This window comes from Streptomyces sp. MCA2, from assembly GCF_023544705.1.
GTDB classification, from domain to species: domain Bacteria; phylum Actinomycetota; class Actinomycetes; order Streptomycetales; family Streptomycetaceae; genus Streptomyces; species Streptomyces decoyicus.
In genome coordinates, this window is sequence record NZ_JAMJFM010000045.1 from 60,198 (window position 1) to 79,471 (window position 19,274).

Sequence of the window (19,274 nt, forward strand, 5' to 3'; positions counted from 1 at the left end):
GAGCTCGCCGCCGCCCCACCCCCGGCCGCCCCACCTCAGGACCGGCTGCGATTCCGGCCCGTCCGTAGCGGGCGCGGTGCGGGACGGCCGTGTATGCGCACGTCCCGCAGCGCCTGGGTGGCCTCGTTCACCGCCGTGGGGGACGCCTCGGCGAAGACCGCCTCATGGGCGTCCGCATGGACGCGGACGGCACGCTCGGCGGTCCGCACCCCGTCCGGCGTCAGCCGGATCATGGTGCTGCGGCCGTCATCCGGTGAGGGCTCGCGGAGGACGAGTCCGCGGCCGGTGAGGTGGTTGACGACGTTGCTGATGCCGCCGGAGGACAGCAGCAGGGACCGTGCCAGTTCGTTCGGCTGCATACGGTAGGGCTCACCGGACCTGCGCAGGGCTACCAGGATGTCGAACTCGGCGACGGTCAGGCCGAGTTCGGGAAGTACACCACGGGTGGCCGCGTCCAGGGCGCCGGCGAGCTGCGTTATCCGCTTCGACAGTTCCGTCGTCGGGCGGAGCGCATCCGGCAGCTCGGTGCGCCATGCGCTCAGCAGCGCATCGACGGGGTCGGGGACTGGTCCGGATGCTGCGGATGCTGCGGTCACCTCGGCAGGATAGATCACCACCATGATAGCTTTCTATAAAGCTTTCTTCCGAACGTGTAGAGGGTGACTTGCCATGGGAAACGAGCGCCACCACACACCGCGACTGCTTCTGCGCGGCGGCCTGGTCATCGACACCGCCCCCCACCCCGTCGTCCACCCGCACACCGATGTCCTCGTCGAGGCGGGCCGGATCGCCGCCGTGGGCCGCGACCTGCCCCTCGACGACTCCGATTCCGGTCTGGAGGTGATCGACGCCCGCACGATGGTCGTGCTGCCCGGGTTCGTCGACGCCCACCGGCATCTGTGGCAGGGGGTGCTGCGGTCCGCCGCGGTCGACGCGAGCCTCGACGGCTACTTCAGCCGGGTCCTCGGTGAGCTCGCCGGCCGCTTCACGCCCGCCGACGTGCACACCGGCAACCTCCTGGGCGCGCTGGACTGCCTGGACTCGGGGATCACCACCGTCCAGGACTTCTCCCACGTCCAGTACTCGCCGGAGCACACCGCGGCCGCCGTCGAGGCGCTCGAGGAAGCGGGAATCCGCGCCGTCTTCGGCTACGGCTACCCCGTCTTCGACGAGTCCGCCCGGCAGGCCGACTGGGTCCGCAAGGCCCGCACCGCGCACTTCCCGTCGCGCGATGCGCGGGTCACGATGGCCCTGGCCCCGGTCGGCCCCTCCTTCACGCCGCCGGAGGCCGTACGGGAGGACTGGCTGCTCGCCCGCGAGCTGGGGCTCCCCGTCGCCGTCCATGTGAGCGCGGGGCCGGTGGCGATGCGGCCGATCACCGCCCTCCGGGAGCAGGGGCTGCTCACCGCCGGCACCCTGTACGTGCACGGCAATTCGCTGCCCGACTCCGAGCTGCGGCTGATCGCCGAGTCCGGCGGGGCGGTGGCGATCACGCCGGCGATCGAGGCCTCGATGCGGTTCGGCGCCCCGATGGCGGGACGGCTGCGCCGGGCGGGCATCACCACGGGGCTGGGCGCGGACGCGGTCACCTCGGCGCCGGGTGACATGTTCTCCCAGATGCGCGCCGCGTTGATGAGCAGCCACTTCGACGGAGACAGAGACGGCGGCGGAGACGGCGACGGGCTCGCGCTCAAGGCGGCCGATGTGCTGCGTATGGCCACCGCCGAGGGGGCCGCGGCGCTCGGCCTCGGCGAGGAGGTGGGCTCACTGGGAGTCGGCAAGCGCGCCGACCTCGTCCTGCTGCGCGCCGATGCGCTCAACCTCGCCCCGGTGGCGCACGATCCGATCGGTGCGGTGGTGACCGCCGCACACCCGGGGAACGTCGATACGGTCCTGGTGGACGGGCGGGCGGTCAAGCGCGGCGGGCGGCTGCTGTACGAGAACCTCGGCGGCGTCCTGGCCGAGGCCCACCGCGCGACCGAACGCCTCGGGGCGTCGAGCTCCTAGATGTACTGCCCCGGAGCTTGTTCACGCGGTTGAGGGGTCAGGGGAGGGTTCCAGGACGACGTGCCGTGGACGGTGCCGATGGACTGGACGGCACACCCCATCCGGTCGATGGCGGCGAGGACGGCCTGGCGGGCCGCTTCACTTTCGGCGGGCGGGAACGCGACGCGGAGTTGATGCGCGTAGGCCGTCTCATACGTCAGCTGCCAGCCGGTCTCGGTGACGATGAAGTGGTCCTGCCTGCTGCCGTTGTGTTCGTAGCCGCCTCGGTCCGCGGTGGGGGCGAGTGTGTCGCGCAGGATCCGGAGGCGCTCGGTGTAGGGGAGGTCTCCTTCCTCCAGGCGGACGTAGACGTGGTCGCGTTCGATCGCCGCATCGAACCAGGGGGCGACCTCCGGCTCGTGGTGCAGGAGTTCGGAGCTGAGGCGGCCACTGATCCACCCTTCGAGAAATGCGGCAGCCCCGCAGTCGAATCGTTCGTACTCGCTGTCCCGTGACCAGATCACCACCGGCCAGGACTCGGGCGGCCCCTCGGTCAGCCAGCACAATTGCGCCGAGTCCCCGGTCACTGCCCAGGTCAGCAGTCCGCCGGGTTCCGGGAAGAAGGGGTAGGGGTGCTCCTCGGGCCAGCTCTCGCGCAGCGGACCGAAGACCTCCACGAGGTCTGCTTCGAGCCGGACCGGGTTGTCGTCACCGAACGGGGTGCACAGGCACAGCGCGCCCCAGAAGTCACCGCGCCCGTAGGTCTCGACCAGTCTTTTGTAGTCGTCCGGTAGCCGGGTGCCCAAGGCCAGTTCCTTATCGGCCCAGTTGCCGCGTCCGTTGACCGCTTCGGCGGGCGGCGGCACCCGTTCGATGACCCGGGCGAGGGGGCTGTGCGCGTCGACCATGGACACACCTTAGAACCGGCGTCCGGGACGGCCGGTTCACTTTGTTCCATCTGCCTGAGTTTCCTCCGGAACCGCCTGGCCGACGTCCCTCCCGCGCAGGCCCGTTCGTCCTCTCCTACGGTGTGCAGGTAGGCGCACTGGTCATGCACAGGACCAATGCGGAGAAAGTAAGAACGGAACCGGGGGGACCCGTGGGTGACATACGGGTGGACACGGCGAAGGTCCGCAGCACCGGCGATGACATGAAGGCGCTGTCGAGCGACACCCAGCGGCGCCTGTCACATGTCCTTGACAGCTCTCAGGACGTCTACTTCGACTCCATGTTCTGGAAGAGCGGAAACGCTGTGATGTCGTGCCGCACTGCCTGGCAGGACCACATGATCGAGCTGGTCAAGAAGATGGGCGAACTGGGGCAGCGGTTGCAGGACTCCGCCGACGGCTACGACGCCGCGGACCAGGAAGCGGTCGCACGGCTGAGGGCCGGCATGAAGGACCTGGGGAGGCACTGACCGTGGTCACGTACTCGGAACTCATCAGCGCCCACCCCCGGAAGTGGAAAGAGGCCGCGGACGACTGGGCGGCACTGGCGAAGTACGCGTTGAACGCCGCGAACGACGTACGCGAGCAGGGCGCCAAGCCCCTCGCCGACAACTGGGCCGACGAGGTCGGCGCGTCGGCGGCCGGCGATTTCATCAAGCTGGCCAATCAACTGGAGTCGGCCTACGACCTGCTGCTCAGCGTCAAAATGGTCATGGAAGGCATGCACACCAGCCTGGACACGGCGATGAGCACCGCATGCCAGATCACCGACCTCTCCCGGGCCCACGACCTCCCCGTGGGCGATGACGGCATGCCGCTGGAGTGCCCCGCCCCGAACGCGGCCGCGGACAAGCAGCAGGCGTACAACGACATCGTCGCCCTGCGCGAACAGGCCCTGCGGCAGGCGACGGAAGCGGACGAAAAGACAGCGGCCGAGCTGTACCGCCTGGCAGGCACGGTCGGCATCAGCGACCCGGACAAAGCTCTCAAGGAACAGAACCGCGCCTCGCATGTCGAGATGGACATGCTCGCCGCCGACATCCCGAAGGCGAACACCGACCCGGCTGCGGTACGTGCCTGGTGGAACGGCCTGAGCGAGAAGCAGCAATACGACATGATGCGCGCCGAGCCGGTGAAACTCGCGCACCTCGATGGCATTCCCGAGAGCGCGAAGCGGGAAGTGCGCGGCACGGACGGGAAGTTCGACCGGGTGAAGATGGTCGAGTATGCCCTCGACAACTGGAACAAGAAGGACCCCATCCAGTTCGACAACAACTGCACCAACTTCGTCTCCCAGGCGCTCGACCACGCGGGTATGCAGAAAAAGATCGACCCTTGGTCAGGGGCCCGGGGTGACGACACATGGGGAAATACCGGCGGCATCGGCATCGACTCGATCGACGCGAGCCTGTACTACTCCAAAACCTGGGCCGGAGCCGAGAACCAGCAAAACTTCATGCTCAAGCACGGTGGGGAGGAAGTGCCCCGGTCCCAGGCCCGGCCCGGCGACATCATCTACTACGAGCAGCAGGGGCCCGACGCCGAAAGCGAGCGTGGCAACACCCACCATGCCGCTGTCGTCACGGCCGTGATGCCGGACGGCGAGGTCAAGTACACCCAGCACCAAGACTCTTACCAGAACGTGAGTCTGCCGGGCCGGCTCCCGGCAACGGAGAAGGCCGAAGGGCAGCAGAGAATCCGCATCGTTCGCCCGCACCCGGATTGGTACTGACAGTGACGACCGAAGCGAGTCCACCACCCGCGACGCCGGCACCACGTCCTTCGGAACGCTGGCGGATGATGATCCTCTCCGTGCCGTTGCTCTCGACGGCGGCAATCCTCGGCTTCATTGCGTCGGTCTCACTCTCCAACGGACACCATGAGTTCCAGTCGGCAGCGTGCCGGTACACGCTGCTGCCGTGGACGAACTTCGCCGTCTCATACGGCGGCCTGCTGGCGGCCCTCCTCGCGGTGACCGTCCACCTGCTGATGTTCCGGTCCGCACGGCGCGCCGGGCAGGACCCCACTCATGGCTGGCAGACCATGGTTTCGACGCTCTTCTTCGCCATCGCTTGCCTCATGGTCCTGCTGACGGCCGGAATGGTGATCGTGGCCCATATGGACGCCGCCGAGGCAGCCGCGAACATCGGAAAGCCGCTGTGTGAAGGCTAAGGGCTGTCCCGCAATCCGTGGTGGATCCGCGCAGGCGTCAGATGCGGTGCATCGCAAGGCTGCGTGAAGGGCTGCGGATCGCGGAGAGCAGGGGCGGGCGCGTGACGTATCCGGCGGGCGGAAAGATCAAGGGCCCGGCATCGTGATGCCGGGCCCGGTGCGCGTGAAGAAAGCTGCGGAGTGCGTCGTCAGGCCAGCGCCAGCCATGCCGCGCCCGCGACGACCAGAACCGCGACGATCACGCCGACGATGACGCCCACCCGGGGGCCGGCCGACTGCTGCGGGGCCGGTGCGCGGCGGCTGCCGGTCTGCGGGGTGCCGCCCTCGTCCACGAAGGCGCGGAACATCTGCGTGCTGCCCGCCGGGTCGTAGTTGCCGCCGGCCTGGTTCTGCGGGTTGGTCGCCATGGGGAAGGACCCTAGCGAACCGGGGGCGGAGGGGCACCCCTGGGGCAGGTATGCGGCGCCCGCGAAGGCGCCTACGGAGCGGGGTCGGGCCGCGTACGGCGCGTCGCCGGGAATGCGGCCGGGTCGTCTGGGGGTGTCCCGCTACCGACCGGTATCGGCCAGGGGCCGCCGTCCGGGGCCCTCACCTGCGCCTTTACGCGGGATCTTGCACCCATTGACCAGCCACCGGCGCAGACTTTTGGCTCCCTTTACTTCAAGCCTGGACGAATCGTTTGCCTTCAGCAACCAACTTTGCTTATGGTTGCCCCAAGCAACAAAAGATGTTGATGCGATGTGCGATGGATGCGTGGAGGAGCTCGTGGCCGCCCACAGTCAGTACGAGGAGCTGGCCAGGCAACTCAGCGCCATCGGTGCCGTCAAGCGCGAAATGGGGCGGATGCTGCCCCAGGACTGCCCGCCCGCTTCGGCCGGGGTGCTCACCCTTCTCGACCGGCACGGCGAGATGCGGATGAGCCAGCTCGCCGAGCTGCTCGCCATCGACATGTCGGTGACCAGCCGGCATGTCGCCCACGCCGCCGAACGTGGCTGGATCGAGCGGAAGCCCGATCCCGCCGATAAGCGGTCGCGGCTGCTGCGCCTGACCCCGAGCGGCACGGAACTCCTGGAGGAGCTCGCCGAGCGCTACACCGCAACGCTCGCCCGGTACTTGGACGACTGGACCGACACCGACGTCGGACACCTCGTCGAACTGCTCGCCAGGCTCCGCACGAGCTTCGGCGACTGCCGCACCCGGGCGCATCACGACTCCACCACCCGTACACCCGCAGGATGAAAAGGAACTACATGGCTACGACCACACCAGCCGGTGTGCGGGGCGGCCACGCCAGGCACGGAGGCGGACATCACCACGCCTCCGACGGAGCCCCTATGACGCACCGTCAGATCATGGAGGCGCTGTCCGGGCTGCTGCTCGGCATGTTCGTCGCCATTCTGTCGTCGACGATCGTCTCCAACGCGCTGCCCGAGATCATTCATGACCTCGACGGCGGACAGAGCGCCTACACCTGGGTCGTCACCGCCTCGCTGCTCGCGATGACCGCGACCACCCCGCTGTGGGGCAAGCTCTCCGACCTGTTCAGCAAAAAGCTGCTGGTGCAGTTCGCGCTGATCATCTACGTCGCGGGCTCGGTCGTCGCCGGTCTCTCGCAGAACACCGGCATGCTGATCGCCTGCCGTGTGGTGCAGGGCATAGGCGTGGGCGGTCTGTCCGCCCTGGCCCAGATCGTGATGGCCGCGATGATCTCGCCGCGCGAGCGCGGTCGTTACAGCGGCTACCTCGGCGCCACCTTCGCCGTCGCCACCGTCGGCGGGCCGCTGCTCGGCGGTGTCATCACCGACACCGACTGGCTCGGCTGGCGCTGGTGCTTCTACGTCGGTGTGCCGTTCGCGATCATCGCGCTGATCGTGCTCCAGAAGACCCTGAAGCTCCCGGTCGTCCGGCGCGAGGGCGTCAAGGTCGACTGGGCGGGCGCCTTCTTCATCAGCGCGGCGGTCTCGCTGCTGCTGGTGTGGGTGACGCTGGCCGGTGACAAGTACGACTGGATGTCGTGGCAGACCGCCGCGATGGTCGGCGGCGCGGTCGTGCTCGGCGCGATCTTCGTCTTCGTCGAGACCAAGGCCAAGGAGCCGATCATCCCGTTGCGGCTGTTCCGCAACAAGACGATCACCCTGGCGTCGGTGGCCTCGCTGTTCGTCGGTATCGCGATGTTCTCCGGCACCGTGTTCTTCAGCCAGTACTTCCAGCTGGCGCGTGGCAAGTCGCCGACGATGTCCGGTGTGATGACGATCCCGATGATCGCGGGTCTGTTCGTCTCCTCGACCGTCTCGGGCCAGGTCATCACCAAGACCGGCCGCTGGAAGGCCTGGCTGGTCTCCGGTGGTGTGCTGGTCACCGCGGGTCTGGGCCTGCTGGGCACCATCCGCTACGACACCGAGTACTGGCACATCGCGATCTTCATGGCCCTGATGGGTCTGGGCATCGGCATGATGATGCAGAACCTGGTGCTCGCCACGCAGAACCAGGTGGCGCCCGAGGACCTCGGCTCCGCCTCGTCCGTCGTGACCTTCTTCCGCTCCCTCGGTGGTGCGGTGGGCGTCTCGGCCCTCGGTGCGGTGCTCGCCAACCGCGTCACCCACTACGTCAAGGACGGCCTGGCCGACCTCGGTCCCAAGGCCGCCAAGGCCGCCGCCCACGGCGCCGGCAACAGCGGCGGGGGCATCCCGGACCTGGACGCCCTCCCGGCACCGCTGCGCACCGTCATGGAGAGCGCCTACGGTCACGGTGTCGGCGATGTGTTCCTCTACGCGGCGCCCTGCGCGCTGCTCGCCTTCCTCTTCACCCTGTTCATCAAGGAGGTCGCGTTGAAGACGCGTGGCGGACTGTCCCAGAGCGCCGAGGGTGCCCAGGCCGCGGCCGCCCCGTCGGATGCCGTGGTCCCGGACCTCGCCGCCGCCGCGGCGCCGGTCGAGGAGCTGGAGCCCGCCCTGGTGGGCGCCCCCTCGGTCGCCCCCGACGACGACGTGCACACGCCCTCCTGGGCGCAGCCGGCCGCCGCGACGGCCACCCGGCCGCTGGCGGCGTACGCCTCGGCCGGCGGCGGTGGCACCACCCCGGCCGGTTCCGCGATCCACGGCTTCGTGCGCAACGCGGAGGGCAGCCCCGTACCGCGCTCCGCGGTGACGCTGATCTCGCTCAGCGGGCGTCAGCTGGGCCGCGCGGTCGCCCAGGCGAACGGCTCGTACGCGCTCGACGCCCCCGGCGCCGGTTCGTACGTGCTGATCGCCGCGGCCGACGGCCACCAGCCGCAGGCGTCCACGGTCGTCGTCGGCGACCAGCCGTACGGCTACGACATCCTGCTCAGCGGCACCAGCGGCCTCGGCGGCCAGGTCCGCAGCGCGGCCACCGGTGAACCGGTCGACGGTGCGATGGTCGTCGTCACCGACGTCCGCGGCGAGGTGCTGGCCACCGGAATGACCGGCGCCGAGGGCCACTTCGCCTTCGACGAGCTGGCGCCCGGGACCTTCACCGTCGCGGTGAACGCCGCGAACCACCGCCCGGCCGCGCTGCCGGTCGAGATCGGCGGCCAGGGCACGACCCGGATCGAGATCGACCTGCTGTCCGGCGCGCGGGTGCAGGGCATCGTGCGGGCGGGCGGCCAGGACGGCACCCGCCGCCCGCTGCCCGATGCCCGGGTCACGCTGGTGGACGCGGCGGGCAATGTCGTGGCCACCTCGACGACCGGGGAGGACGGCGCCTACGCCTTCACCGACCTGGACGCCGGCGACTACACGGTCATCGCGAGCGGCTACCCGCCGGTCGCCACCGGCCTTGCGGTCGATGCCCGCGGGGTCGACGGCTACGACGTCGAGCTCGCCCACCCCGGGGACTGAAACACCCCGGGCCCGGGGATCCACCCGGGAGCAATACCCCGGACCGGGGCGCGCGTTGAGCGGATACGCGCCCCGGACCGGACCCCAGGGCTCCGGCGGCGGCGCTGCGCACAGGCAGGGGACGGCCTGCACGCCGCCGTCCGGAGCCCGACACTCCCCCGACCTCTCGGCATCGAGAAGGGGGCACCACCAGGCAACAAACGGGAGAGGCAATGACTTCGACGGGCGCGGGAGCTACGGGACTGAGGGCCCAGGTCCGCACACGGGACGGCTGGGCGGTCCAGCACGCCGTGCTGACCGTCACCGATATGACGGGCGCACAGGTGCTGCGCGCGGCGGCGGACGACGAGGGCGCCGTCCGCAGCGAACAGCCGCTGCCCGCCGGCCCGTACACGGTCATCGTGACGGCCGTCGGCTATGCGCCGGTCGCCTCCACCGCGATCGTGACGGCGAGCGGCCGGATGGACGTCGGCAAGGTCGTCCTGGCCCGGCAGGGCGGGGCCGAGCTGCCGCCGCCCGGCGCCTGGACCATCGACCCGATGCACTCGACGGTGGCCGCGGTCGCCCAGCACCTGGGGATCTCCAGCGTGCACGGCCGGTTCACCGAGTTCAGCGGCCGGATCGAGATCGCCGAGGACCTGTCCGCGTCGCGGGTCGAGGCGGCCATCAAGGCCACGTCGATCGACACCGGCAACGGTATGCGCGACGGGCATCTGCGCTCCGAGGACTTCCTGAACGTCGAGGAGTTCCCGGAGATCACCTACCGCAGCTCGGGCCTGGCACCGGCCGGCCCGGACCGCTGGACGGTACACGGCGAGCTGTCGCTGCACGGCGTCGTACGCCCGGTGGACCTCGACCTGAGCTACCTCGGCACCGGCCCCGACCCGTGGGGCGGGGTGCGCGCCGCCTTCCGCGCCACCGCGGAGCTGCGCCGCGAGGACTTCAAGATGAACTACAACCAGGTCGTCGCGGCCGGTATCGCGGCGATCGGCACGACCCTGAAGGTCGAACTGGACATCCAGGCGGTGCAGGGGGAGAGCCTGCCGATGGGCTGAGCGCCCCTGCACACACAGGCGGACGGGCGACGGCCCCGGGCTTCGCGGCCCGGGGCCGTCGTCGCGTCAGCCCGCCGGCCGGTCCCGCATCGCCTCGATCCCCGCGATCTGGAGATCGAGGGCGAACGCGAAGTCCCGGTCCAGCATGTCCACCACGCTGCCGCCCCGGCGGACCTCGCCGACCCGGGTGGACGGCTCCAGCATCTCGGCGAACTCCGGCCGGTCCGAGAGCGCGGCGACGACCTGCTCGAAGTAGTCGTCGAGGCTCATATCGGCGGCACGGCAGCGGGCCTCGTGGGTGGCCCGGATCGTCGAGAAGCCGTAGACGAAGTGGAAGAGGGACGCCAGCGCACCGGACGTCTGGTCCGCCGCCAGGCCGCTGCGCCGCATCACCCGCTGGGTGGCGTTGGCGAAGGCCGTCGAATGCGGGCCGATGTTGATGAACTCGCCCAGCAGCCGGGCCGCCCAGGGGTGGCCCAGCAGCATGTCGCGGTAGCCGACGGCGAGCGTGCGCAGCTGGTCGCGCCAGTCGGCGCCGGCGTCCGACTCGTCGGGCAGGGCCATCTCTCCGGCCACCGCGTCCACGGCCAGTTCCAGCAGGTCGTCCTTGGTGTCGACGTACCAGTACACGGACATCGCGGTGACGCCGAGCTCGGCGGCGAGCCTGCGCATCGAGAACTTCGACAGGCCCTCGGCGTCGAGCAGCCGGACCGTCGCCGCGACGATCTTGTCGAGGTCGAGTCCGGCCGGCTGCTCCGCCTTGCGTTTGAGCGGGGGCCGTTCGGTCAGCCAGACGCTGTTCGGCCGCTTCCTGGCGCGGTCGTCCGTCGCTGCCATGGCGCCCCTCCCTGTCCTGAGCGTCGTCGACGTCGTGGGTGCCGTCGTCGAGGTCGGCTTCGGTGTCGTCCGTCGGTGACGGCACGTACGGGTGTCATACGTGCCGCCGGTACGTGCCGTTCACGATCACGTACCGGGCCGATGCTATTCCGCCGCGGCAGCGGCCGGTTGCGCACCGGAAGGCGCAGCGAGCGGCTCCGCCTCCTGGCCGGTGCGCTCCGCCCGGCGCAGCAGGACGGCCGCGACCAGCCCGCCGAGGAACACCGCGGCCGCGCCGACCAGCTGGCTGGTGCCGATGCCGGACGCGAAGGCGTCGTGGACGGCGGTCCGTTCGGCATCCGTACGGGTGCGGGCGAGTGCCGCGGACAGCGACCCGGCGCCCGCGGCGGCCAGTGGAAGCAGCGCCACGAAGCGGGAGTTGAGGACCGCACCGAGGACGGCGACGCCGAGACCCTGGCCGAATTCCATCAGCGTGCCGTTGACGCCGGCGCCCACTCCGGCCTTGGCCGGCGGGATGGCGGACATGATGGCGTTGGCCATCGTGGGCATCGCGAGCGCGACACCGAGGCCCATCATGACCAGGCTGACCAGCATGCCGCCGTAGCCGGCGCCGGCCAGCAGGGAGACGGCGGCCAGGCCGGCCGCGAGCAGCGACATCCCCGAGACGATCATTCCGGGGGTGCCGATCCGGGGCATCAGACGGGCGCCCAGCCCGGTGAAGTTGATCAGGATGACCGTGACGGCGAGCGGCGCCATCCGCAGGCCCGCATCCAACGGGCCGTAGCCCATGACCAGTTGGAGATGCTGGGTGAGCAGGAACATCGAGCCGCCCATCCCGAAGGCGACGAGGATGCCGCCCGAGACGGCGCCGATGAACCGGCGGTTGCGGAAGAAGTGCATGTCCAGCATCGGATGCGGGACGTGCAGCTCCCACAGCGCGAAGGCGGCGAGCCCGATGACCCCGATGGCGGCGGAGCTCAGCACCCGGCCGGACAGCCAGCCGTCCATCGGCCCGGAGATGATCGCAAAGACCACTCCGACCATGCCGATCATGGACAGCAGGGCGCCCGGCAGGTCGAGGGGGGCACCGCCGCGGCTGCTGGATTCGGGCACCAGGAAGACGACGGCCGCCAGCGAGATCACCGCGACCGGGAGATTGACCAGGAACAGCGAGCCCCACCAGAAGTGATCGAGCAGCGAACCGCCGATCAGCGGGCCGGCGGCGAAGCCGAGGGAGTTGACCGAGCTCCAGATGCCGATGGCCCGGGGGCGCTCCTCGTCGTCGAAGATCTGCATGACGACGGCGAGGGTGGTGGTCACCAGCAGGGCCCCGCCGATGCCCATGCCGGCGCGGGCGGCGATGAGCTGACCGGGCGACTGGGCGAGCGCGGCGCCGAGCGAGGCGACCCCGAACAGCGACAGGCCGACGGCCAGCATCTTCTTACGGCCGTAGCGGTCGGCGGAATTGCCCGCGGTGAGCAGCAGGCCGGACTGGACCAGCGAATACGCGTTGATCATCCACTGGACGTCGGCGGTGGTCGCGCCCAGGTCCTCGGTGAGGGACGGGATGGCGACGTTCAGGACGGTGTTGTCGAGGATGACCGTCAGCTGCGCGAGGCAGATGACGGCCAGGGTCAGCCACCGGGTGGCGGACCGGCCCGGCGGCTGGAGGGCGGTGGAGGTGGCGTCGGAGGCCACGGAGGGCATACGGGCTCCCTGTACGGTGCGGGCGGTGACTTACACCGTACAGGGAGAGCTATACGCCGTACATTTGAATTTCGGCCGCTCGGGGGAGCGGGCGGCGCGGACCGTCGCCGCGGCGGCGCCGCCCGGGGTGTGCCGCCCCGCTCACGCCTTCCGGGTCAGGTCGTAGAGGGTGGCGCTGCCGACGGTGACCTTCTTGAAGGTCTTCGTCACCCACGAAGTGATCTTCGACGAGCCGCCCTGGCTGCCGCCCTGGCCACCGCCGGGGCCGCCCCGCCCGCCCGCGACGAAGTAGTGGATCTTCCCGTCCGCGACCTGGGCCTTGAACTGGGCGAGGGGCGGCGACGGGTCACTCCCGTTGAATCCGCCGATCGCCATCACCGGCTTCTGGGTGGCGAGTTGATAGCTCGCCGCATTCTGCGAGCCGATGGCCGCGGCGGCCCAGGTGTAGTCCCCCGCGCCCTTCTCCAGCAGCGCCTCGGCCTTGGCGCTCACCTTGCTGCCGTTGAGCAGTCCGCCCATTCCGCCCATCCGGCCGGCGCCCCGTTCACCGAGCCCGCCCGGCCCGCCCGCACCGCCGGGGAAGCCGGGCCGGCCGGCGGCCTGCCCCGGGAGCCGGCCCCGGTTACCTGGCTGGTTGCCGGCCTGGCCGTTGCCCTGCCGGGTGGCCTGGTTGCTGCCTTGGAGACCGCCTGCGCCCTGGCCGCCCTGGGCCCCCTGACCGCCGCCCGGCGCGCCCCCTGCCGTACCGCCGTTGTTGCCGCGCCACATGCCGGGCGGCCGGCCGCCGGGGAAGCCGCCACCGGGCCCGCCCATGCCGCCCCGCACCGAGGGGCCGGCCGTGATGATCGACCCGCTCTTGGGCGTGTTGACCGTGTCGAGGGTGTACGCGAGCGGACCGGCCAGCGCCGTCACCACCCCGAGCCCGGCCGCCAGCACCGCGACCCGTCGGCCGGCCCGCAGCGGCGCCCCGGCCCCGGCCGGCGCTCCCGCCCGTGCAGGATCCCCGTCCCGCCCAGGCTTTCCGTCCCCCGCGGGCTCCCCGTCCCGCACCGAGGCACCCGCCCGTACCGGCAGCAGCAGCCCCACCGCCGCCACCAGACCCACGCCCAACACCGTCCAGCGCAGCCACGGCAGCCACTCCGGTGACCGGTCCAGCAGCACGCACGACCATCCGGCGGTCACCGCGACCGTCGCGGCCAGCACGAGCGAGGCGCCCCGCCCGCCGCGCCGCCACAGCAGCGCCGCGCCCATCCCGACCAGCGCCGCGATATACGGGGCCAGCGCGATGTTGTAGTACTGATGGAAGATCCCGGACATGAAGCTGAAGGTCGCGAAGGTCGTCAGCAGCGCGCCGCCCCACACCAGGAACTCCGCCCGCTGCCCCGCCTGTTCGGCGGCGGTCGCACGCCGGGCCCGCCGCAGCACCCACACCCCCGCGACCAGCAGGATCACCGCGGCAGGCAGCAGCCACGCGATCTGCCCGCCCATGTCGGACGAGAACAGCCGGGTGATGCCGGTCTCTCCCCATCCGCCGCCGCCACCGCCACCGGGACGGCCGCCGCCCCCGCCGACGCTGCCGGTCTCATTGCCGGTGATCCGCCCGAAGCCGTTGTAGCCGAAGGTCAGCTCCAGGAAGCTGTTGTGCTGCGAGCCGCCGATGTACGGGCGCGAGGACGCGGGCCACAGCTCGACGATCGCCACCCACCAGCCGCCGGACACCACGAGCGCCAGACCGGCGAGCAGCAGCTGCCCGAACCGCCGGCGCAGCGCCACCGGCGCACAGCAGACGTAGACCACGGCGAGCGCCGGCAGGATCAGCCACGCCTGGAGCGTCTTGGTCAGAAAGCCCAGGCCGAAGCAGACGCCGGCCAGCACCAGCCACTTCGTACGGCCGTCGTCCAGGGCCCGCAGCACGGCGGCGATCGCACAGACCATCAGCAGGCACAGCAGGGCATCGGGGTTGTTGAACCGGAACATCAGCGCCGCGACCGGCGTCACGGCCAGCGCCCCGCCGGCCAGCAGCCCCGCCCCCGCACCGAACCACCGCCGTACGGCCCCGTAGAGCACCCCGACGGTCGCGACCCCCATCAGCGCCTCGGGCACCAGGATCGCCCACGAGCCGAGCCCGAAGAGCCGTACGGACAGCGCCATCGGCCACAGCGCGGCCGGCGGCTTGTCGACGGTGATGGAGTTCGCGGCGTCGGAGGAGCCGAAGAAGAACGCCTTCCAGCTCTCGCTGCCGGCCTGTACGGCGGCCGAGTAGAACTGGTTGGCATAGCCGGACGCGGACAGACTCCAGAGGTAGAGCACTGCCGTGACCAGCAACAACGCCAGCAGAGCGGGTCGCGCCCAGCGCGGCTGCGCGGGCCGCGCCGTGGCCGTGGGCGGCTGGGGGGTGACGACCGACGCCAGCCCTCTCTCCTGTGATGTGAGGGGCGGGGGATACGACGGGTGGGCCGGCGTACCGGAGGGGGGCGGGGTCATCGAGCGCTCCTGGTGAGGTCGTTGTGTTCGTGTGTGGCGTGCGGCCGCGGTGCGTCGACGTCGTCGGGCCGCTCACGGTCGGGGAAGACCCACGCGCGCAAGAGCAGGAACCGCAGCACCGTCGCCGCGAGGTTGGCGGCCACCAGCACCGCGAGTTCGGTGCCGTGCGAGGCCTGGCCGCCCGCGGCGTCGAGGGCGGCCAGGGAGCCGCTGGTCAGGGCCAGTCCGATGGCGAAGACCACCAGCCCCTGGGCCTGGTGGCGCAGCGCCCGGTCCCGGCCCCGCACCCCGAAGGTCAGCCGCCGGTTGGCCGCCGTATTGGCCAGCGCCGACACCAACAGCGCCCCCGCATTGGCGAGCTGAGGTCCCACCCCGAGCCGGAAGAGGGAGTACAGGGCCAGATAGAGCAGGGTGCTGAGTCCGCCGACGGCACAGAAGCCGACGAGCTGACGGGCCAGCCCGCCGGGCACCCCGGACAGCTCACGGTCGCGCGGGTCGTCCCCGAACGGCCGGGCGAGCCGGTCCAGCGGCAGCCCACCGGTCGCCAGCGCCCGCCCCACCCGCCATACACCCTTGAGGTCGTCGGCGGCCGTACGCACCAGCTGCACGGTGCTCGCGGGGTCGTCGACCCAGTCCACCGGCACCTCGTGGATCCGCAGCCCCGCCCGCTCCGCCAGCACCAGCATCTCGGTGTCGAAGAACCATCCGGTGTCCTCGATCATCGGCAGCAGCCGCGCGGCGACATCCCCGCGGATGGCCTTGAACCCGCACTGCGCATCGGAGAAGCGGGCGGCGAGCGAGCCGCGCAGGATGAGGTTGTACGTACGCGAGATGAACTCCCGCTTCGGGCCGCGCACCACCCGCGCACTGCGGCTGAGCCGGGAGCCGATCGCCAGATCCGAGTGCCCGGAGATCAGCGGAGCGACCAGCGGCAGCAGCGCGTTGAGGTCGGTGGACAGATCGACGTCCATATAGGCGAGCACCGGCACATCGGAGTGCGACCACACGGTGCGCAGCGCCCTCCCGCGCCCCTTCTGCTCCAGCCGTACCGCCGTGACCTCGTCGATCTCGTCGTCGAGCAGGGCGGCGACCTCCGGCGTACGGTCCGTGCTCGCGTTGTCGGCGATGGTGATGCGGAAGCCGTACGGGAAGGTGCGGGCGAGGTGCTCGTGCAGCCGCCGCACACACGGTTCGAGGTCGCGCTCCTCGTTGTAGACGGGGACCACCACATCGAGCACGGTCGCGATCTGACCGAGCCGCAGATGCTCGCGCGGTGGCAGGGAGCCCAGCGGTGTGCGGGGCGGCTGTGTCGTCGTCATGCCGACGACACTCGCCAACCGCGCTGTCACGGGGGTGTGCTGAGCCTGTGTCCTGACTGTGAGGGGGGAACGGGGGCCGCAGCGGGCAGCGGAGCAGGACCCGGATCAGGCAGCGCAGCAGGCACCTGCGCAGGCTCTGCCTTCGTCGGCAGGGTCACCGTGAAGACCGTCCGTCCCGGGACGCTGTCGACCTCGACCGTGCCACCGTGCGCGGCCACCACCGCCTCCACGATGGCCAGGCCGAGCCCCGTGCTCCCGGCGGCACGCGACCGCGAGGCATCACCGCGCGCAAAGCGCTCGAAGACATGCGGGAGGAGACCGGCGGGAATGCCGGGCCCGTCGTCCTGCACCTCCAGCTGAACGACATCGCGGCGCGCGGCGGGGGCGTCCGCCGGAGGGCCTGTCGGAGGGCCGGTCGGACGACCCGCTGGAGGGCGACCGGCCATAGGAACACCCGCCTCAGGGCCGCCGGCCGTGGGACCAGTGGCCTTAGGGCCACCGGGCATAAGACCACCGGCCGTGCGACCACCGGCCGCAGGGCCGGCAGGGCGCACCCTGGCGGTCACCGTCGTGCCCTCGGGCGTATGCGTCCGGGCGTTGGCCAGCAGATTCACCAAGATCTGGTGCAGCCGTCCGCCATCGCCGTACACCCACGCCGGCTCATCGGGCAGCTCCAGCCGCCACCGGTGACCGGGCCCCGCCACCCGCGCATCGCTCACCGCGTCCACCACCAGCGGCGACAGATCCGTGCTCTCGTAGGACAGCGGCCGCCCGGAATCGAGCCGGGCGAGCAGCAACAGGTCCTCCACCAGCCCCGTCATCCGCTCCGCCTCCGACTCGATCCGGCCCAGGGCGTGCCGGGTCTCGGGCCCCGGCTGCTCCCGCCCGCGCCGGGTCAGCTCGGCGTACCCGCGGATCGACGCGAGCGGCGTACGCAGCTCATGGCTGGCGTCGGCCACAAACCGCCGCACCCGCATCTCGCTCTCCTGACGGGCCGAGAGCGCCGCCCCGACATGCCCCAGCATCCGGTTCAGCGCCGCACCGACCTGCCCCACTTCCGTACGGCCGTCCGACTCGGACGCCGGCACCCGGACGTGCAGCGCCACCTCGCCCTGGTGGAGCGAGAGTTCGGAGACCCGGGTGGCGGTGGCGGCGACCCGGCGCAGCGGCCGCAGGGCGATGCCGACCATGGTGGAACCCGCGATGCCGGCCGCGATCAGCCCGGCGACCGTCACACACTCCTCGATGACCACCAGTTGGCTGACCGTGTCCTGCACATGGCCGAGCGGCAGACCGAGCACCAGCGAGCCGTTCCGGGCGGACTTCACCCGGTAGTCACCGAGTCCCGGCAGCTCGGCGGTGTGCGCCCTGCCGTCCCGCGGCACCGCGTTCAGCGCCGCAACCTGCGCACCGGACAGCCGCGCCAGCCGCTCCTCGGGCAGCCGGCTGGTGGAGTTGCTCAGCTTGGCGCCGTCCACGGCCATGCCGTCGGGCCCGATCCGCGCCCCCACCGTCCCGATGGGCTGACCCCCCATCGCCACGAAGTCCAGGCCTTGGCCCTGCGGAGGCACCGGGTCATGCGGCCGCGGGTCCTCGGCCCGTTTCACGGAACCCGTCAGCTGAATGTCCAACTGACCTTGCAGGTAGGAGTGCAGGGCGATGGTCGTCACGGTGCCGATGACGGCTCCGACGACAGCGATCAGCGCCACCGCCGACACGACGAGCCGGGTCCGGAGCGACCAGCGGCGGCGGGGGGTGGGAGGGGGTGAGGAGCTGGGGGGCAGTGGGGAGGTGCGAGGGAGTGGGGAGGTGGGAGGAGGTGGGGAGGCGGGTGGGGTGCGCGGCCCCGAAGGCCCGGCAGCCGAGGTGGCGGGTGTGCCCGGCCCCGACGGCCCGGGGGCTGAGGCGGCAGAGGCGGCGGAGTCGGCAGACACCCGTCTACCCACCGGGCTTGATGAGATAGCCCGCGCCCCGCCGGGTGTGGATCATCGGCGTCCGCCCCACGTCGATCTTCCGCCGCAGATACGAGATATACAGCTCCACGACGTTGGCCTGGCCGCCGAAGTCATAGCTCCAGACCCGGTCGAGGATCTGCGTCTTGCTCAGCACCCGCCGCGGATTGCGCATCAGATAGCGCAGCAGCTCGAACTCGGTGGCCGTCAGATGGATCTCCTGACCGTCCCGCCACACCTCATGGCTGTCCTCGTCGAGCACCAGATCGCCCACCGTCAGCCGCGATTCGCTCCGCGCGCTGGCCGCTCCGGCCCGGCGCAGCAGCCCCCGCAGCCTGGCCACCACCTCTTCCAGGCTGAACGGCTTGGTGACGTAGTCGTCGCCGCCCGCCGTCAGCCCGGCGATCCGGTCCTCGACCGCGTCCTTGGCGGTCAGGAACAGCACCGGCACATCCGGAAGTTCACGCCGCAGCCGGCCGAGCACCGTCAGCCCGTCCATGTCCGGCAGCATCACATCGAGCAGCACCGCGTCCGGCCGCCAACTACGGGCGCAGCGCAGCGCTCCCGCGCCGTCCCCCTCCGCGCGGATGTCCCATCCCTCGTAGCGCAGCGCGAGGGAGAGCAGATCGGCGAGGGAGGACTCGTCGTCCACGACCAGCACCCGCACGGGAGTGCCGTCCGGCCTCAACAGTTCCGGCTGCTTCCCGGGCGCGCCCCTGGAGGACGAGGCCGAAGCCGGCATACGAAACGACGCTGAGGACGACGAAGTCACGGTCATGCCCGTGAGCTTGACCCGCTCCCGTGAGAGCTCCCTTGCGCCTTTCTGTGAATCTCCTGAGAATCCCCCATGCTTCTCCGCCCCCTCCTGGGGCTTTCCTCTCTCCTGGCCTGTTCCCCTTCCCCTCTCCTGGCTTCTCCCCCTCCCCCGGGCCCCCGCCCCCACCCCACCCCGCCTCTG

General features: G+C 71.1%; 16 protein-coding genes. 7 read left to right on the forward strand and 9 right to left on the reverse strand.

Features of this window, described 5'->3' with window-relative positions:
• Positions 1-35 precede the first annotated feature (35 nt).
• Positions 36-596 carry a MarR family transcriptional regulator gene (locus M8I34_RS30350; RefSeq protein ID WP_250054808.1) on the reverse strand — a complete coding sequence of 187 codons (561 nt, stop codon included), beginning with the start codon at positions 594-596 and terminating at the stop codon, positions 36-38.
• 73 nt (positions 597-669) lie between these two features.
• Here M8I34_RS30350 and M8I34_RS30355 point away from each other — a divergent pair, with 73 nt between their 5' ends.
• Entirely contained in the window at positions 670-2,007 is a 1,338-nt protein-coding gene (locus tag M8I34_RS30355; RefSeq protein WP_250054810.1) for an amidohydrolase family protein, read from the forward strand.
• Here M8I34_RS30355 and M8I34_RS30360 read toward each other — a convergent pair.
• Positions 2,004-2,894: an SMI1/KNR4 family protein gene (locus M8I34_RS30360; RefSeq protein WP_250054812.1), complete on the reverse strand. Its 891-nt coding sequence runs from the start codon at positions 2,892-2,894 to the stop codon at positions 2,004-2,006. The two genes, M8I34_RS30355 and M8I34_RS30360, sit on opposite strands and share 4 nt — an antisense overlap.
• Before the next feature lie 191 nt (positions 2,895-3,085).
• On the opposite strand from M8I34_RS30360, the gene M8I34_RS30365 reads away from it, so the two are divergent.
• The 3 genes from M8I34_RS30365 (at position 3,086) to M8I34_RS30375 (ending at position 5,105) form a co-directional block, all read left to right on the forward strand.
• Positions 3,086-3,403: a type VII secretion target gene (locus tag M8I34_RS30365; protein WP_250054813.1), complete on the forward strand. Its 318-nt coding sequence runs from the start codon at positions 3,086-3,088 to the stop codon at positions 3,401-3,403.
• Between the two features lie 89 nt (positions 3,404-3,492).
• On the forward strand, positions 3,493-4,665 hold the full coding sequence (locus tag M8I34_RS30370; RefSeq protein ID WP_250054815.1) for an amidase domain-containing protein: 1,173 nt from the start codon (positions 3,493-3,495) through the stop codon (positions 4,663-4,665).
• Between the two features lie 80 nt (positions 4,666-4,745).
• Complete coding sequence (locus M8I34_RS30375) at positions 4,746-5,105, forward strand: hypothetical protein (protein ID WP_250054817.1); 360 nt, start codon at positions 4,746-4,748, stop codon at positions 5,103-5,105.
• A gap of 188 nt (positions 5,106-5,293) precedes the next feature.
• On the opposite strand, the gene M8I34_RS30380 is transcribed toward M8I34_RS30375, so the two are convergent.
• On the reverse strand, positions 5,294-5,512 hold the full coding sequence (locus M8I34_RS30380) for a hypothetical protein (RefSeq protein ID WP_030989618.1): 219 nt from the start codon (positions 5,510-5,512) through the stop codon (positions 5,294-5,296).
• Positions 5,513-5,870: 358 nt separating this feature from the next.
• On the opposite strand from M8I34_RS30380, the gene M8I34_RS30385 reads away from it, so the two are divergent.
• From M8I34_RS30385 to M8I34_RS30395, 3 genes are all read left to right on the forward strand, one after another.
• Positions 5,871-6,344 carry a MarR family winged helix-turn-helix transcriptional regulator gene (locus M8I34_RS30385; RefSeq protein ID WP_244420305.1) on the forward strand — a complete coding sequence of 158 codons (474 nt, stop codon included), beginning with the start codon at positions 5,871-5,873 and terminating at the stop codon, positions 6,342-6,344.
• 11 nt (positions 6,345-6,355) lie between these two features.
• Positions 6,356-8,962 carry an MFS transporter gene (locus M8I34_RS30390; RefSeq protein ID WP_250054819.1) on the forward strand — a complete coding sequence of 869 codons (2,607 nt, stop codon included), beginning with the start codon at positions 6,356-6,358 and terminating at the stop codon, positions 8,960-8,962.
• 212 nt (positions 8,963-9,174) lie between these two features.
• The gene (locus M8I34_RS30395) at positions 9,175-10,017 is read left to right on the forward strand and encodes a YceI family protein (RefSeq protein WP_250054821.1); all 843 of its coding nucleotides are present in this window, start codon (positions 9,175-9,177) and stop codon (positions 10,015-10,017) included.
• A 66-nt stretch (positions 10,018-10,083) separates the two neighbouring features.
• On the opposite strand, the gene M8I34_RS30400 is transcribed toward M8I34_RS30395, so the two are convergent.
• From M8I34_RS30400 to M8I34_RS30425, 6 genes are all read right to left on the reverse strand, one after another.
• Positions 10,084-10,854 carry a TetR/AcrR family transcriptional regulator gene (locus tag M8I34_RS30400; RefSeq protein ID WP_250054823.1) on the reverse strand — a complete coding sequence of 257 codons (771 nt, stop codon included), beginning with the start codon at positions 10,852-10,854 and terminating at the stop codon, positions 10,084-10,086.
• A gap of 144 nt (positions 10,855-10,998) precedes the next feature.
• Positions 10,999-12,561 carry an MFS transporter gene (locus M8I34_RS30405; RefSeq protein ID WP_250054825.1) on the reverse strand — a complete coding sequence of 521 codons (1,563 nt, stop codon included), beginning with the start codon at positions 12,559-12,561 and terminating at the stop codon, positions 10,999-11,001.
• A gap of 141 nt (positions 12,562-12,702) precedes the next feature.
• On the reverse strand, positions 12,703-15,045 hold the full coding sequence (locus M8I34_RS30410; RefSeq protein ID WP_250054827.1) for a glycosyltransferase family 39 protein: 2,343 nt from the start codon (positions 15,043-15,045) through the stop codon (positions 12,703-12,705).
• Complete coding sequence (locus tag M8I34_RS30415; RefSeq protein WP_250054829.1) at positions 15,042-16,364, reverse strand: bifunctional glycosyltransferase family 2/GtrA family protein; 1,323 nt, start codon at positions 16,362-16,364, stop codon at positions 15,042-15,044. The genes M8I34_RS30410 and M8I34_RS30415 overlap by 4 nt, the downstream gene beginning before the upstream one ends.
• 26 nt (positions 16,365-16,390) lie before the next feature.
• Positions 16,391-18,073, reverse strand: a complete 1,683-nt coding sequence (locus M8I34_RS30420) for a HAMP domain-containing sensor histidine kinase (RefSeq protein WP_308372728.1) — start codon at positions 18,071-18,073, stop codon at positions 16,391-16,393.
• A gap of 229 nt (positions 18,074-18,302) precedes the next feature.
• On the reverse strand, positions 18,303-19,058 hold the full coding sequence (locus M8I34_RS30425; protein ID WP_284050974.1) for a response regulator transcription factor: 756 nt from the start codon (positions 19,056-19,058) through the stop codon (positions 18,303-18,305).
• Positions 19,059-19,274 lie beyond the last annotated feature (216 nt).

What these genes read in the sequence shown, in the direction of transcription:
- M8I34_RS30355 (WP_250054810.1), top strand. Translation starts at nt 670, where the DNA reads ATGGGAAACGAGCGCCACCACACACCGCGACTGCTTCTGCGCGGCGGC.
- M8I34_RS30380 (WP_030989618.1), bottom strand. Translation starts at nt 5,512, where the DNA reads ATGGCGACCAACCCGCAGAACCAGGCCGGCGGCAACTACGACCCGGCG.
- M8I34_RS30405 (WP_250054825.1), bottom strand. Translation starts at nt 12,561, where the DNA reads ATGCCCTCCGTGGCCTCCGACGCCACCTCCACCGCCCTCCAGCCGCCG.
- M8I34_RS30410 (WP_250054827.1), bottom strand. Translation starts at nt 15,045, where the DNA reads ATGACCCCGCCCCCCTCCGGTACGCCGGCCCACCCGTCGTATCCCCCG.
- M8I34_RS30400 (WP_250054823.1), bottom strand. Translation starts at nt 10,854, where the DNA reads ATGGCAGCGACGGACGACCGCGCCAGGAAGCGGCCGAACAGCGTCTGG.
- M8I34_RS30360 (WP_250054812.1), bottom strand. Translation starts at nt 2,894, where the DNA reads ATGGTCGACGCGCACAGCCCCCTCGCCCGGGTCATCGAACGGGTGCCG.
- M8I34_RS30390 (WP_250054819.1), top strand. Translation starts at nt 6,356, where the DNA reads ATGGCTACGACCACACCAGCCGGTGTGCGGGGCGGCCACGCCAGGCAC.
- M8I34_RS30395 (WP_250054821.1), top strand. Translation starts at nt 9,175, where the DNA reads ATGACTTCGACGGGCGCGGGAGCTACGGGACTGAGGGCCCAGGTCCGC.
- M8I34_RS30425 (WP_284050974.1), bottom strand. Translation starts at nt 19,058, where the DNA reads ATGCCGGCTTCGGCCTCGTCCTCCAGGGGCGCGCCCGGGAAGCAGCCG.
- M8I34_RS30415 (WP_250054829.1), bottom strand. Translation starts at nt 16,364, where the DNA reads ATGACGACGACACAGCCGCCCCGCACACCGCTGGGCTCCCTGCCACCG.